The sequence below is a fragment of the Streptomyces longisporoflavus genome, from assembly GCF_014649775.1.
Taxonomy (GTDB): domain Bacteria; phylum Actinomycetota; class Actinomycetes; order Streptomycetales; family Streptomycetaceae; genus Streptomyces; species Streptomyces longisporoflavus.
Genome location: NZ_BMTR01000013.1, coordinates 175,681 through 190,592 on the forward strand (window position 1 = coordinate 175,681; position 14,912 = coordinate 190,592).

General features: G+C 72.2%; 12 protein-coding genes. 6 read left to right on the forward strand and 6 right to left on the reverse strand.

What is annotated here, in order from left to right:
• Positions 1-63: 63 nt before the first annotated feature.
• Positions 64-1,170, forward strand: coding sequence for a hypothetical protein (locus IE226_RS26160; protein WP_190083818.1), 1,107 nt, complete (start codon positions 64-66; stop codon positions 1,168-1,170).
• Between the two features lie 54 nt (positions 1,171-1,224).
• Positions 1,225-1,857 (forward strand): HAD family hydrolase, encoded by a 633-nt coding sequence (locus IE226_RS26165; RefSeq protein WP_190083819.1) that lies wholly within the window; start codon positions 1,225-1,227, stop codon positions 1,855-1,857.
• Here the strand turns inward: IE226_RS26165 and IE226_RS26170 are convergent.
• A complete protein-coding gene (locus tag IE226_RS26170) occupies positions 1,854-2,105 on the reverse strand; it encodes a hypothetical protein (RefSeq protein WP_190083820.1) in 252 nt (83 codons plus the stop codon). The two genes, IE226_RS26165 and IE226_RS26170, sit on opposite strands and share 4 nt — an antisense overlap.
• A 171-nt stretch (positions 2,106-2,276) precedes the next feature.
• Between IE226_RS26170 and IE226_RS45105 the strand changes: the two genes are divergently transcribed.
• The gene (locus IE226_RS45105; RefSeq protein ID WP_076685560.1) at positions 2,277-2,660 is read left to right on the forward strand and encodes a cold-shock protein; all 384 of its coding nucleotides are present in this window, start codon (positions 2,277-2,279) and stop codon (positions 2,658-2,660) included.
• A 54-nt stretch (positions 2,661-2,714) separates the two neighbouring features.
• Here the strand turns inward: IE226_RS45105 and IE226_RS26180 are convergent, their stop codons facing one another.
• The 4 genes from IE226_RS26180 to IE226_RS26195 form a co-directional block, all read right to left on the reverse strand.
• Positions 2,715-3,626, reverse strand: a complete 912-nt coding sequence (locus IE226_RS26180; RefSeq protein ID WP_190083821.1) for a 1,4-dihydroxy-6-naphtoate synthase — start codon at positions 3,624-3,626, stop codon at positions 2,715-2,717.
• Positions 3,619-4,245, reverse strand: coding sequence for a futalosine hydrolase (locus IE226_RS26185; protein ID WP_190083822.1), 627 nt, complete (start codon positions 4,243-4,245; stop codon positions 3,619-3,621). Before IE226_RS26185 ends, IE226_RS26180 begins: the two co-directional genes overlap by 8 nt.
• A gap of 40 nt (positions 4,246-4,285) precedes the next feature.
• Positions 4,286-4,798, reverse strand: coding sequence for a hypothetical protein (locus IE226_RS26190; RefSeq protein ID WP_190083823.1), 513 nt, complete (start codon positions 4,796-4,798; stop codon positions 4,286-4,288).
• A 117-nt stretch (positions 4,799-4,915) separates the two neighbouring features.
• Positions 4,916-6,328 carry an MFS transporter gene (locus IE226_RS26195; protein ID WP_373307030.1) on the reverse strand — a complete coding sequence of 471 codons (1,413 nt, stop codon included), beginning with the start codon at positions 6,326-6,328 and terminating at the stop codon, positions 4,916-4,918.
• A 323-nt stretch (positions 6,329-6,651) separates the two neighbouring features.
• On the opposite strand from IE226_RS26195, the gene IE226_RS26200 reads away from it, so the two are divergent.
• From IE226_RS26200 to IE226_RS26210, 3 genes are all read left to right on the forward strand, one after another.
• Positions 6,652-7,590, forward strand: coding sequence for a DUF3027 domain-containing protein (locus IE226_RS26200; protein WP_190083824.1), 939 nt, complete (start codon positions 6,652-6,654; stop codon positions 7,588-7,590).
• Positions 7,591-8,119: 529 nt separating this feature from the next.
• The gene (locus IE226_RS26205) at positions 8,120-11,263 is read left to right on the forward strand and encodes a sacsin N-terminal ATP-binding-like domain-containing protein (RefSeq protein WP_190083825.1); all 3,144 of its coding nucleotides are present in this window, start codon (positions 8,120-8,122) and stop codon (positions 11,261-11,263) included.
• Positions 11,264-11,602: 339 nt separating this feature from the next.
• Positions 11,603-12,430 (forward strand): calcium-binding protein, encoded by an 828-nt coding sequence (locus tag IE226_RS26210; RefSeq protein WP_190083826.1) that lies wholly within the window; start codon positions 11,603-11,605, stop codon positions 12,428-12,430.
• A gap of 6 nt (positions 12,431-12,436) precedes the next feature.
• On the opposite strand, the gene IE226_RS26215 is transcribed toward IE226_RS26210, so the two are convergent.
• Entirely contained in the window at positions 12,437-14,839 is a 2,403-nt protein-coding gene (locus IE226_RS26215; protein ID WP_190083827.1) for a cation-translocating P-type ATPase, read from the reverse strand.
• Between the last annotated feature and the right edge of the window lie 73 nt (positions 14,840-14,912).

A 14,912-nucleotide genomic window follows, 5' to 3' on the forward strand; every position in this document is an offset into this window, starting at 1 on the left:
GTACGGTCGTCGGACCGGGTGCATTGGGCGGGCCGGCAACGGGGCCGCTTCGGAGGGGACTTCGTGGGGATCGAGAGCGATCAGCTCGTCTACGACTATCTGAGCCGCGTCGGCGATCTGGCCCAGCAGCAACAGCTGCCGTCGGCCACCCGTATGCGTCTGGTCTCCCAGCTCCGCAACGAGATCGACCGGACCAGAGCGAAGTCCGCGGCCGACAGCCCCGCCGCCATACGCCGCATCCTCGACCGCCTCGGCGCCCCCGAGGACCTCGTCGAAGCCGCGGGCCCGGGCGCGGCCGCAGCCGAAGGCACCGGCAGCAGTGACACGCCGAAGACTGCTGCCCCCCGGCCCGCCCCCGTCTCCGAACCTGCCCCCGAGCCAGGCCGCGAACCCGGAGAACGCCCCAAGCGCCTGCGCCGAGTGGTCCCCCGACCCAGGCCCCGGCCCCGCCCCCGCCCCGCCGCCGAGGAACCAGAACTCCCCGTAGAAGACCCCGGACCGTCCCCGCCGCACCTCGCCGGCACGGACGAACTCGGCCCGAGCGGCTCCGAGCCCGACTGGTGGCGCACGGACAGCAGCCCCTTCGGCCTCGGCGACAGCGTGCCCGGCTTCACCGGCGGCGTGGAAATCCCCGAACTCCTCAAGCCCCCGCCCAAGAAGCGCCCCGTGAAAAAAGAGGCGTCGGGAGGGGAGGCCGGGGACGAAGCGGATGAAACAGATGAAGCTGACGACGAGGAAGAGGAGTGGGAGGAGGCCGAGGAGCCGGAGCCCCCGCGGCGCCGCCGCCTCCGCATCCCCCGCCCCGCAGCCGCCGCCGTCGCCCCTTCCGCCCCGCGCTTCACCAACCCCCTCCTCCTGCTCGCCGCGGCTCTCCTCACCGTCGGCGCCATCCTCGGCAACTGGCTCGCCCTCGGCGGCGGCTGGCTTCTCGCGTACGCCTCGCGAAGGCTGAGCCGCACCGAGGCGAAATGGGCCGTCATGGGGCTGCCCGGTCTCTCCGTGGCGGCCGGGATCACCTGGCTGTGGGGCAGGAGCGAAGGCCGCTGGGGCGATCACATCGACGACGGTCACATGAGCGACGCGATGGCCGAGACCTGGCCGTGGGTCGTGCGCGGCGCGGCCATCGCCTCCGCGCTCTTCCTCCTGTGGAGATCCCAGCGGCGGCAGTAGCCACCGCGGCGCCCGCCCGCGTTCCCGGCCGTCACGGCTCGGCACAATGGGCCCATGACCTCACGCGTGCTCACGGTCGGCTTCGACCTCGACATGACCCTGATCGACTCCCGGCCCGGCATCAGGGAGGCCTACCGGGCCCTGTCCGCCGAGACAGGCACGTACATCGACGCCGATCTCGCCGTCACCCGGCTGGGTCCGCCGCTGGAGGAGGAGCTGCGCAACTGGTTCCCGGCGGAGCAGATCGAGGAGATGGGCGACCGTTACCGTGAGATCTACCCCACATACGCCATCGCCCCCACGCTCGCCATGCCCGGCGCCCGCGAGGCGGTCGAGGCCGTGCGCGCGCACGGCGGCCGGGCGATCGTGGTGACCGCCAAGCACGAGCCGAACGCGAAGCTCCACCTGGCGCACCTCGGCATCGAGGCGGACGCGGTGATCGGCTGGCTGTGGGCCGAGGCGAAGGCGGAGGCACTGCGCGAGCACGACGCGGCGGTGTACGTCGGTGACCACACCGGCGATGTACGCGGCGCGCGTACGGCGGGCGCGCTCTCCGTCGCGGTGGCCACCGGGCCGTGCGACGCAGCGGAACTGCGATCGGCGGGCGCGGACACCGTCCTCGCCGATCTCACGGAGTTCCCGGCCTGGCTCGACGCGTATGTCGCGGGCGCGGACGACCGCGGTTAAGTGGCCGCGGACTTGGCCTGGCGGCGCTGCACGGCGATACCGCGCAGCACTCCCGCCACGGCGACGACGAATCCGACGCCCATCAGCATGCACACCGCGTAGGCGATGGACGGGAAGGGGTCGGTGCCGAGGAACAGCGGGGCCACCGTGACCAGAGTGGCCACGGCTCCGACGAAGAAAATGATTGCTCCGGTCCGGACCAGACCGTCGCCCGGTCCGGCGGAATTCGCTTGGGTTTTGTCACGCACCCCACCAGGGTAGTTCCCGGGACGAAGGAAGAATCCGGGGACGTCTTGTCACCGGCCCCCGGACCAATAGTCTTGGTGCCGGCGGGTCGGGCGACCCGCTGTAGTGCTATCCAGAGCCGTTTTCCGCGGCATAGACGCGTACGACGACAAGTACGAGGACGAGGACTTCAGGTGCCTACCGGCAAGGTCAAGTGGTTCAACAGCGAGAAGGGCTTCGGCTTTCTCTCCCGCGATGACGGCGGCGACGTCTTCGTGCACTCCTCCGTACTGCCCGCAGGTGTTGACACACTCAAGCCCGGCCAGCGCGTCGAGTTCGGCGTCGTAGCAGGCCAGCGCGGTGACCAGGCCCTGTCCGTGGCGATCCTCGACCCGACGCCGTCGGTGGCGGCGGCCCAGCGGCGCAAGCCCGACGAACTGGCGTCCATCGTCCAGGATTTGACGACCCTCCTGGAGAACATCACACCGATGCTGGAGAAGGGCCGCTACCCCGACAAGGCGTCCGGAGCGAAGATCGCGGGCCTGCTGCGCGCGGTCGCGGACCAGCTGGACGTGTAGTCACCGGCCGGATACCGGTCCGGTTGGACTTATTCAGCCGACTTATCGGCCGATTTATCGGCCGAAGGCGAGTGCGTCGGGCGCGAGGGGCGGTACGAGCCCCTCCGCCGCGGCTCGCGTGAGGAGCCCGCGGATGGCCGCGTAACCGTCCTCGCCCAGGTCCGCCGTGAACTCGTTCACGTACAGGCCGATGTGCTGGTCGGCGACGGCCGGGTCCATTTCCTGCGCGTGCTCCCGGACGTAGGGACGCGAGGCCTCGGGGTCGTCCCACGCCATCCGTACCGACGTACGGACGCTGTCCGCGAGCTGCCGCAGACGCTCCTCGCCCAGGGACCGCTTGGCGATGATCGCGCCCAGCGGGATGGGCAGGCCCGTGGTCCGCTCCCAGTGCTCGCCCATGTCGGCGAGGCAGTGCAGCCCGTAGTTCTGGTAGGTGAAGCGCGCCTCGTGGATGACGAGTCCCGCGTCGACCTTGCCGTCCCGTACCGCGGGCATGATCTGGTCGAAGGGCAGGACGACGACCTCGCCCACGCCGCCGCCCGTCAGCGTGTCCGCGGCCCAGAGCCGGAACAGCAGGTACGCCGTCGACTTCTCGCTCGGCACCGCGACCGTCTTGCCGGTGAGGTCGACGCCCGCCTCGCGGGTGAGGACCAGCGGCCCGCAGCCACGCCCGAGCGCCCCGCCGCAGGGCAGCAGCGCGTACTCGTCGAGGACGTAGGGCAGCACGGCGTACGAGACCTTCAGTACGTCGAATTCGCCCGAGCCGCGCTCGGCCATGCCGTTGGTGATGTCGATGTCCGCGAACGTGACGTCGAGTGCGGGCGCGCCGGGCACCCGGCCGTGGGCCCAGGCGTCGAAGACGAAGGTGTCGTTCGGGCAGGGCGAGAAAGCGATCTGCAGGGAGTCCGGGGAGTCCGGGGCCGTGCTCAGGTCCGGGTTCGCGTCGTGTGCGGGCGATTCAGTCATGCCGTTTCCAACTCTCCAGTACGGGCGCGAATTTCCCGAACGCGCTTCCCAGCGCGCCGAGCGCCTCGCCGATCCGCCAGGCAGCGCGGTCCCGGGGGCCGACGGCGTTGGAGACCGCGCGTATCTCCAGGACGGGCAGTGCGTACGCGGCGGCGGCCTCGGCGACGCCGAAGCCCTCCATCGCCTCGGCGAGCGCGCGCGGGTGGCGGCGCCGCAGCCCGGCGGCGCGCTCGGCGGAGCCGGTCACGGTGGAGACGGTCAGGACGGTGCCGGTCAGGGCGCCGCAGGCCCCGGCCAGTTCTCGTACGAGGGAAAGGGGCGGCCGGTGTGTGACGGCGCCGAACCCCAGTTCGGTGACGGGCAGGAACCCGTCGGGCGTCTCGGCGCCCAGATCGGCCGCGGTGATCTCGTCGGCGAGCACGAGGGAGCCGAGCGGCGCGTCGGGGTGGAAGCCGCCGCCGATTCCGGCGGAGATCACCAGGTCGTACGGGGTGCGCGCGAGGGCCGCGGCCGTGTGCGCGGCGGCGGCAGCGGGGCCGACACCGACGGCCACGGCGTCGGCGTACGGGGGCAGCGAGCCGGCCACCGCGTCCCGTTCGGCGGGGACGGCGGTGGCCACCAGGATCCGCGGTCCTGCGGAGATCAACGGCGCGGAGATGTCAGGCGTCGCCGTTCTTGAGCTGGAAGTTCCAGACGCCCTTGAACTCCTTGCCGGCCTTGTCCTGCTCCACGATGCTGATGTAGAGCTTGTCCGGCGCGGGCTGGCCCTGCTGCGGGGCGAAGAGGTCGATGCCCTCGAAGGCGTAGTACGTCTTCTTGGAGGGGTTGGTGACCTGCTGGCCGTTGACCCACAGGGCCCAGCCGGTCTCGGCCACCTCGGGGTCGACGCCGATGCGCAGCGTCTCGCCCTGGCCCACGGAGATCGACTTCGAGGCCTTCTTCAGGGCGCACTTGGCGGCCTTCGTGCGGCCGATGTCGTCGCCGTCGCCGTAGCAGGTGGCATCGGAGTTCACCGAGTCCTTGCCGACCGTCACGGTGGCGAGCGGCGTCGGCTTGTCGCAGGCCGACAGGACGAGGAGTCCGGCGGAGACAGCGCCAAGGGCGGCCACGGTACGGCGGCGGCGCGCCGAGCTGAGGACGTGTGCGGCTCCGCCGCGGAGCAGGGAGGTCATGGGCGAAGGCTATCGGGCACCCCGTGCCGACCCGCCACGTGGGGGTCGCGGCGTGCCGCCGCAGGCGGTGGTCCGACGGGCTCACGCCACGACTTGGGCCACGACTGACGCCACGACTTACGCCACCCGCGGGCGGCGCTTGCTGCCGTGGCGGGCTGCCGAGAGCAGGCTCCGCGTGGTCGAGAGCCAGCCCGTGGCGACGATCGCCGCGGCCACCGAGAACCCGAGTGCGCCGTTCAGCGGCAGGGCCATGCCGATGCCGCCGCCCACCACCCACGCCACCTGGAGGATGGTCTCCGAGCGGGCGAAGGCGGAGGTGCGTACCTCTTCCGGGACGTCCCGCTGGATCAGCGCGTCCAGGGACAGCTTCGACATGGCCTGCGCGAAGCCCGCCACCGCGCCCAGGCAGGCGACGCCCACCGCCCCGAAGAACACCGCCGCGGTGATCGCCACGCCGAGCACGATGCCGACGACGGTCACGATGATGATCTCCGGCGCCCGGGATCTGAGGCCGGCGCCGACCGCGGTGCCCAGCGCGTTGCCCGTACCGGCGGCGACTCCCACTATCCCCAGGGACACCGCGGCGCTCTGCCCGCCGAGCGGTTCCTCGCGAAGGAGGAAGGCGAGGAAGAAGATGAGGAAGCCGGAGAGACAGCGCAGTGCCGCGTTCGCGGCGAGGGCGTGCGTGACGGCGGGCCCGACCGTACGCAGTCCGAGACGCCGCTTCTTGTACGTGTCCGACGCGGCCTCGGCGCGGGCGTGCAGATGCAGGTGTTCCTCGTCGGCCGCGAGCAGCGCCTTGTGCTCGCCCTTCGCCGAGTCGACCTTGGGCGGCAGCGAGAGGGAGAGGAACATCCCGGCCATGAAGATCACAAAGGCGCCGTAGAGCGGCCAACGCGGTCCGAGGGCCTGGAGCCCCGCGCCGATCGGGGCCGCGATCCCGGTGGCGAGCAGCCCGCCGAGCGTGACTCTGGAGTTGGCTTTGACCAGGGAGAACGCTCTCGGCAGCAGCCGGGGCACCACGGCGCTGCGCACGACTCCGTACGCCTTGGACGCGACCAGGACGCCGAGCGCGGCCGGATAGAGCTCCAGACTCCCGGTGATCACCGCCTCGGAGAGGAGCAGGGCGAGCAGGGCGCGGGCCAGCATCGCGGCGGCCATGGCGTAGCGGCGGCCGTGCGGGAGGCGGTCGAGGAGGGGGCCGATGACGGGGGCGAGGAGAGTGAAGGGCGCCATGGTGATGGCGAGATAGAGGGCGACACGGCCGCGGGCCTCGTCCGTGGGGACGGAGAAGAACACCGTCGAGGCGAGCGCGATGGTGATCATGACGTCGCCCGCGCCGTTCACGGCGTGCAGTTCGATGAGCTTGCCGAGCCCCGATTCGCCCGCGCCGTGCGCGTGCGTGGCCTTGCGGATGCCGCGGGCCGTGCCCGTGAAGGGCAGGCGCAGGGCGCGGCCGACCCGGCGGACGGCCCGGCTCAGCACCGGGCCGCGTCCGCCTCTGTAGGACGACGACCTTGCGGCAGTCACCTCGTCATAGTGCCCCCTAAAGGCGCGATGTACGGGTGGGTGCGTGGGAGAAACGCCGCGAAGCGGCGAAACGCTCGGCCCGGCGGGGGAGGGCTGCCGCACGCCGGTGTAGGCCCCGGGGCCGGGAGAAGGTAGCGTGCGTAGCGCGCCTGCGGCGGTTGTTCTTGGCCGCGCGCCTCTCGGTCATCCCGCAGAATGGATGACGTAGGTGCGCCCGAGGACGTTCGGGCGCGGACGTCGACGCGGCCCTTTGGTCCGCTCCGTCCGCACTCCCGCGTATGGGTGGCGCACTCGTGAGACGGCGTAATGGAGAAGCGATACCTGTGAGCGCAGCGACAACGCGAAGCCGTACCCCGCGTACCCCGCGTACTCCCGACCGTCTGTGCGCCGAGGCGGTGGGACTGGCCAGGGAAGCGGCCGAGGAGGCCGCCGCGCCCGGTGTGGTCGGCGAGCACGTGGAGGTCGTGGTCGAGGGCGACCGCGTCGTCACGCACCTGTTCGAGTGCAAGGAGTTCGGCTACCGGGGCTGGCGCTGGGCCGTGACGGTGGCCCGTGCCTCGCGCGGAAAGGTCGTCACACTCGACGAGACGGTGCTGCTGCCGGGGCCGGACGCGCTGCTCGCCCCCGAGTGGGTGCCGTGGAGCGAGCGGCTCCGTCCCGGAGACATGGGCCCCGGCGACCTGCTGCCGACCGATGCCGAGGATTTGCGCCTGGAGCCCGGCTTCTCGGGCGAGGAGGAGCCGCCGCCGAACTCCGTGTTCTCGGAGGAGATGGCGGAGCTTGCCGAGGCGGAGGACGCCGAGATCACGGCGGGGGCGCCGGCCGATCTGCCGTCCGCGCCGGCGCGCGGCTCGATCGCGGCGCTCGCCGACGAGCTCGGCATGCGCCGGGCGCGTGTCCTTTCCCGGTACGGCCTGCATGCCGCGGCCGACCGCTGGGAGGAGTCGCACGGCGCGAAGACGGCGATGGCGCAGGCGGCGCCCGCGTCCTGCGTCAGTTGTGGCTTCCTTGCCCCGATCGGCGGATCGCTCGGGCAGGCGTTCGGTGTGTGTGCGAATGAGTTCGGGCCTGCGGACGGGCATGTCGTGTCGCTCGCGTACGGCTGCGGGGGGCACTCGGAGGCTGCCGTGATGCCGACTCCTCCGCGGCCTGCCGCGCCGGTCCTCGACGAGACCCGCGTCGACGCCCTCCCCCTGCGCCCGGCCCCCGACTCGGGCTCGGTCCCGCTGGAGGCGGAGCCAGAAGACCTCGGCCACTCCTAGCTCCCGCTGGGGGGTGCGGGGGCTGATGCGGGGCCCCTTGGCGGGGCTGGGCCTTTCGGGGGTGGGCTGGGCGGTCTTTTCGCGCTGCGCGCGGGAATGTTCCACCGGGCCGCAGGCGGCATGCCCGCGGCCATGACGGTTCCGCCCGCCCCGCCGGTGGGTGGGCTTGACGGTCGGTCCTGTCGCCGGCTGCGGGCCGGCTGGCCGGTCTTTCCGCGCTTCGCGCGGGTTTTCCCCGCCCGCCCGCCCGTTGCGCGGGGTAATCGGGTGGGTGGGTGGGAGATATCCGCGCGGAGCGCGGGAATGGCCCGCCGGGCCGCAGACGGCATGCCCGCGTCCAAGGCGGCTCCGCCCGCCGGTTCGCGGGGTAATCGGGCGGGTGGGTGGGAGACCCCCCGCGGAGCGCGAGGCCGCCCCGTAGAGCGTCAGGACGTAGGTGACCCCCGGCCAGTCGGGGGTTGCCGCTCGTCAGGGGCGGCGCGGGACGCGATACCGTTCGGCCCGCGAACCGAGCGAGGGAGACGACACCGTGAGCAAGACCGTGCGGCCGGCGGCCGAGGGCACTGACCCGTTCGGCACGGCACGGCTCCGCCGGGGAGTCCTCGACGCCTGGGCGGCGAGCCCCGCCCGCTTCCGGGAGGACGCCAACGCCGAGGAAGACCTCGCCCTCGGCGGCTACCGCGACCGCCTCATCGTCGAACTCGCCCAGAACGCCGCCGACGCGGCAGCGAGGTCCGGCGCCCCCGGACGGCTCTCCCTCACCCTCCGGGACGGAGTCCTCGCCGCCGCCAACAACGGCACCCCCCTGGACGCCACCGGCGTCGAATCCCTCTCCACCCTCCGCGCCTCCGCCAAGCGCGAGGAGCAGAACAACGGCGCGGTCGGCCGCTTCGGCGTCGGCTTCGCCGCCGTACTCGCCGTCTCCGACGAGCCCGCCCTCGTGGGGCGTACCGGCGGCGTCCGCTGGTCCCTGGGCGAGGCGCGCGAACTCGCCGCCGACACCGCCCGCTTCAGCCCCGGCCTCGGCGACGAGATCCGCAGGCGCGAGGGCCACGTGCCCCTGCTCCGTCTCCCCTTCGCCGCCGAGGGAACCGCCCCGGAGGGGTACGACACCGTCGTCATCCTGCCCCTGCGCGACGCCGCCGCCGAGGACCTCGTCGTACGGCTCCTGGAGGGCATCGACGACGCCCTCCTTCTCGCCCTCCCCGGCCTCGAAGAAGTCGTCGTCCAGGTCGGCGACCAGCCCGTCCGCACCCTCCGCCGTACCGCCGCACCCGACCACGCCCACGTGGACGTCGAGGACAGCCGCGACGGCGCCACCCGCTGGCGCCTCGTCAGCCGCCAAGGGCCCCTGGAGCCCGACCTCCTCGCCGACCGCCCCGTAGAAGAACGGCTGCGGCCCCACTGGTCCGTGACCTGGGCCGTCCCCACCGATCGCGAAGGCGCCCCCACGCCGCCCCGCAGCGCCCCCGTCCTGCACGCGCCCACCCCGAGCGACGAGCCCCTCGGCGTGCCCGCCCTGCTCATCGCCTCGTTCCCGCTCGACACCACCCGGCGGCACGCGGCGCCCGGGCCCCTCACCGACTTCCTCGTGCAGCGCGCGGCCGACGCGTACGCCGAACTGCTCGCGGCGTGGCGGCCCGTCGGCGAAGGCATCATCAGCCTCGTCCCCGGCCCGCTCGGCAAGAGCGAGCTCGACGGCGCCCTGCGCCAGGCCATCCTCGACCGGCTGCCCCGCACCGCCTTCCTGCCGCCCGCGGTGGAAGCCGTCCCGCAGGAGGATCCCGGCGTACCCGAGTGGGAGGTCCCCGTCGCGCTGCGGCCGCGTGACGCGGAGGTCGTGGAGGGCGCGGGGGCCGACACCGTACGGGTGCTGGCCGACGTACTGCCCAGCCTGCTGCCCGCGGGCCTGGAACGGCGCGCCGAGCTGCGCACCCTCGGTGTCGCCCGCGTACCGCTCACCGAGGCGATCGACCGCCTCGCCGGTCTGGAGCGCGACGCGGACTGGTGGCGGCGCCTCTACGACACCCTCGCCGGGGTGGACCCGGACCGGCTCACCGGGCTGCCCGTTCCCCTTGCCGACGGGCGCACCACCATCGGCCCCCGGCAGGTCCTGCTCCCCGTCATCGGCGACGACAGCGACCCGGCCGCGCTCGTACGCCTGGGCCTGAAGGTCGCGCACCCCGACGCCGTGCACCCTCTCCTGGAGAAGCTCGGCGCCCTGCCCGCCACGCCCCGTGCCGTCCTGACGACCCCGCAGGTCCGCGCCGCCGTCGCCGCGTCCCTCGACGACGACACGTGGGACGAGGACGCGCCGGACGCCGACGAGCTCGCGGACATCGTGCTCTCGCTCGTACGAGACGCGAACCTCGCGCCCGGCGACGAGCCCTGGCTCGGCGCGCTCGCCCTCCCCGACGACGAGGACGGCGACCTCGCCCCCGCCGGCGAACTGGTCTTCCCCGGCAGCCCCTTCGCGCAGGTCATGCGCGAGGACGAGCTCGCCACGGTGGACGCCGATCTCGCCGAGCGCTGGGGCGAGCAGCCGCTCGCAGCGTGCGGTGTGCTCGCCACCTTCGCCCTTGTCCGCGCCACGGACGTCGTACTCGACCCCGATGAGCTCGATCCCCGCGAGGGCGACTTCGCCGAGCCCGACGACGCGGGGCTGCTCGACGCGGTCGACGTGTGGTGCGAGGACACCCTCGACCGGCTGCCGGAGACTCCGGTCCCGCCGGTCGCCACCGAGATCATCGCCGTACGGGATCTGGACCTGGTCGACGACGACTGCTGGCCGCAGGCCCTGGCGATGCTCTCGCGGCCCCCGCTGCGGGACGCGCTCACGCAGCCGCTGCGGGTCCTGCTGCCGGACGGCACGACGGAGACGGTCCGTTCGTACACGGCGTGGTGGCTGCGCGGGAATCCGGTCCTCGGCGGCCGTCGTCCGGCCGGTCTGCGGGCCTCGGGCGGCGATCCGCTGCTCGAAGGGCTCTACGACGCCGCTGATGCCGCCGGTTTCGAGGACGAGCAGGTGCTTCGCGCGCTCGGCGTCCGTACGTCGGTCGCCGCGCTCCTTGAGGAGCCGGGCGGAGCGGCCGAACTGCTCGACCGGCTCGCGGACCCGGAGAGGACCGTTTCGGCGGCCCAGCTGCACGCGCTGTACGGCGCTCTGGCCGATCTGGACCCCGAGCAGGTGACGTTGCCGGACGAGGTGCGGGCCGTGGTGGACGGTGAGGTGGTGGTGGTCGACGTGGCGGACGCGGTGGTCGCCGACGCCCCGGATCTGCTGCCGGTCGCCGGGGGAGTGGCGCTGTTGCCGGTGGCGCCCCGTAAGGCGGGGGACCTGGCGGAGCTGTTCCAGGTGCGGAGGCTGAGCGAGACGGCGGCGGTGGAGCCCTCGGGGGAGGGGGTCGAGCATCCGGTGCCGGATTCGGTGCGGGTCCTGCTGGGGCCGGCCACGCCGGAGACGTACGTCGAGCATGACGCCCTCGACGCGGGCGGCGTCGAACTGGACTGGCGCCGGACGCCGGACGGCACGGTCCACGCCGCAACGCTGGAGGGCGTGGCCGCGGGGCTCGCCTGGGCGGCGGGGCAGTGGCCTCGGCGGTTCGAGGTGGCGGCGCTGCTTGAGGACCCCTCGCGGACGGACGAGCTGGAGCGGGACCGCTGGTTCGACTGAGGCGGCCGTCCGCGGGTGCGTGGCCGGATGCGGGGTCCGGGATGCTGGGCGGCTGTTGCGTGTGCGGGTGTGTCGTGGCTGGTCGCGCAGTTCCCCGCGCCCCTTGCGGGGCCCGGGCCGCCGGCCGGTTGATTCGGCTGCGGGTGTGTCGTGGCTGGCCGCGCAGTTCCCCGCGCTCCTTCGGGGCCCGTCCAGAACTCGGTCACGAAATCTTCACTTGCCGTACAACCCGGGCCCCTGGTCGAAGGTCTGATCTTGCGAGTCAACAGACTCCTAGATCACCGGGCCCCGCGTGACAGCCCCCACGCACCGCGGAGCCCCTTCCCAACTGGGGAACACATGCGAATCCGTGCCACCGTGGCCGCACTGACCGGCACCCTGGCTCTGTCCGCTCTCGTCGTCCCGGCCGCTCAGGCCGCCGATGACCCCTCGTCCGCCCCCCGTCTTGCCGCGAAGGCCGTGCAGGGCGCCAACGAGGGTGACACCAAGATCACGAAGGTCACCGTCAACGGCGGCAAGGACGTCGTCGTCGGCACCACCAACAAGGTGAAGTTCTCCGTCGCCGTCACTGCCACCGACCCGGAAGGCATAGCGGCCGGCAGCGCCTTTCTCTACCACGGCAGCAGCGTCGACACCGCCGACGGCGTCCTGACCCCGGACGACTTCGACGGCACGTGCAAGGTCGTCAACGCCACCACCTCGACCTGCACCGTCACTGTCATCGCCGACCCGAAGGTCGACCTCTACAACGACCTGGCCGGGTCGGGCTGGAAGGTCTACGCGGCCGCCGGTGCGAACGACGGCGACGGCGCCGAGACCGAGGCGTACAAGTCGGACGCCCGCATCCAGCGCAACGCCCGCCTCACCACCAACGCCTCCCCCGAGCCCGTCAAGAAGGGCAAGACCCTCACGGTCACCGGCGCCCTGACCCGTGCCAACTGGGACACCCTGAAGTACGCGGGCTACACCAAGCAGTCCGTGAAGCTCCAGTACAAGAAGAAGGGTGCGGCCTCCTACTCCACCCTGAAGACCATCACGTCCGACTCCAAGGGCAACCTGAAGACGACCGTGACGGCCTCCGCGGACGGCTACTACCGCTACGTCTTCGCCGGTACCTCCACGACCCCGGCTGTGACGTCGACCAGCGACTTCGTGGACGTCAACTAGTACCGACTAAGCCGGAAAGCGGCGGTCCACCCAGCGGAAGACGACCTCGATCACCAGTGAGGCCGTCGCCGCGATCGCGACCGCCGCCCACGGCATCGTCGTGCCGACCAGCTTCAGCTGGAAGAAGTCCTGGAGCCACGGCACGGTGAGCACCAGCAGGAAGCCGAGACCCATCGCGCCGATCAGGCAGAGCCGCCACCACGTGTAGGGGCGGGCGATGATGGCGAGGACCCACATGGCGATCAGGAACAGCGCAAGGGTGGCCGCGCTGGTCTCGGCTTCCCGCGCTCCCGCGCCCGAGTAGTGGCTGCGCGCCAGGAGGTACGTGCAGAACGTCGCCGCGCCCGCGACGACCCCGCCCGGGATCGCGTACCGCATGACCCTTCGTACGAAGTGGGGCTTGGCCCGCTCCTTGTTGGGGGCGAGGGCGAGGAAGAAGGCCGGGACGCCGATCGTCAGGGTCGAGAGCAGCGTCAGGTGGCGAGGCAGGAAGAGGTACTCCACCTGCGTGCACACCACCAGCAGCGCGATCATCACCGAGTAGACGGTCTTCACCAGGAACAGCGTCGCCACCCGCGTGATGTTGCCGATGACCCGGCGGCCCTCCGCGACCACCGAGGGCAGCGTCGCGAAGCTGTTGTTCAGGAGCACGATCTGGGCCACCGCCCGCGTCGCCTCCGAGCCCGAGCCCATCGATACGCCGATGTCGGCGTCCTTCAGGGCGAGGACGTCGTTCACGCCGTCGCCCGTCATCGCGACCGTGTGCCCGCGTGACTGGAGCGCGCCCACCATGTCCCGCTTCTGCTGCGGGGTGACGCGCCCGAAGACGGAGTTGGCGTCCAGGGCCTCGGCCATCTCGCCCTGCTCCGTGGGCAGCCGGCGGGCGTCCACGGTGTTCTCCGCGCCAGGCAGGCCCAGCTTCCCGGCGACCGCGCCCACCGAGACCGCGTTGTCGCCGGAGATGACCTTGGCGCTGACGTCCTGCTCCTCGAAGTACCGCAAGGTGTCGCCGGCGTCCGGGCGAAGGCGCTGCTCCAGGACGACCAGGGCGGTGGCATCCGCCCCGGCGGCCACGTCCGGGTCGTCGAGTTCACCGGCCGCGCGGGCGAGGAGCAGTACGCGCAGGCCCTGCTGGTTGAGGTCCTCGATCTCGGAGAGGGACGGGTCGCCCTCGGGGAGGAGCACGTCGGGGGCGCCGAGCAGCCACGCCGAGGTGTTGCCGTCGCCTTCGCTGAAGGAGGCGCCGCTGTACTTGCGGGCCGAGGAGAAGGGCAGCGACTCGGTGCAGCGCCACTCCTCGCTGTCGGGGTACGCGTCGATGATCGCCTGGAGCGACGCGTTCGGGCGCGGGTCGGACTCGCCCAGGGCGCCGAGGACTTTGCGTACGTATGCCTCGTCCGAGCCGTTCAGCGGACGCAGCTCGGTGACGTCCATGCCGCCCTCGGTGAGGGTGCCGGTCTTGTCGAGGCAGACGGTGTCGACGCGGGCCAGACCCTCGATCGCGGGGAGTTCCTGGACGAGGCACTGCTGGCGGCCGAGGCGGATCACGCCGATCGCGAAGGCGACCGACGTGAGGAGCACGAGCCCCTCCGGGATCATGGGCACGATCCCGCCGACGGTGTAGGCGATGGACTCCTTGAAGTCGTCGTCCTTGACGACGAGCTGGCTGATGACGAGGCCGATCGAGGTCGGGACCATCAGCCAGGTCACGTACTTGAGGATCGTGGAGATGCCGTTGCGCAGCTCGGAGTGGACGAGCGTGAAGCGGCTCGCCTCCTCGGCGAGCTGCGCCGCGTACGCCTCGCGGCCCACCCTCGTCGCGGTGAACGCGCCGCCGCCCGCGACCACGAACGAGCCCGACATCATCTTGTCGCCGGGCTTCTTGACGACCGGGTCGGCCTCACCGGTCAGGAGTGACTCGTCGACCTCCAGGCTGTCGGTCTCGACCGCCTCGCCGTCCACGACGATCTTGTCGCCGGGGCCCAGCTCCACCAGGTCGCCGAGGACGATCTCGGAGGTGGAGATCTCGGCCGCTCTGCCGTCGCGCCGCACGGTGGGCTTGGACTCGCCGATGACCGCGAGTCCGTCCAGGGTCTTCTTGGCCCGCAGCTCCTGGATGATGCCGATGCCGGTGTTGGCGATGATCACGAAGCCGAAGAGGCTGTCCTGGATCGGCGCGACGAAGAGCATGATCACCCAGAGCACGCCGATGATCGCGTTGAAGCGGGTGAAGACGTTCGCCCGGATGATCTCGGTGGTGGACCGGGAGCTGCGGACGGGTACGTCGTTGACCTCGCCGCGTTCGACCCGCTCGGCGACCTCGGCCGCGGTGAGGCCCGTCGCGCGTCCGGCGGGCAGTTCCACCGGGTGGACCGGGTCGAGCTCGGCGCCCGCGTCGATATGCGTCATGGCATCGACGGTACGGGCGGGACGGGGGCTTCACCCCTTGAGTGCCCCAAAGATCCGACCACGGTAGGACAGG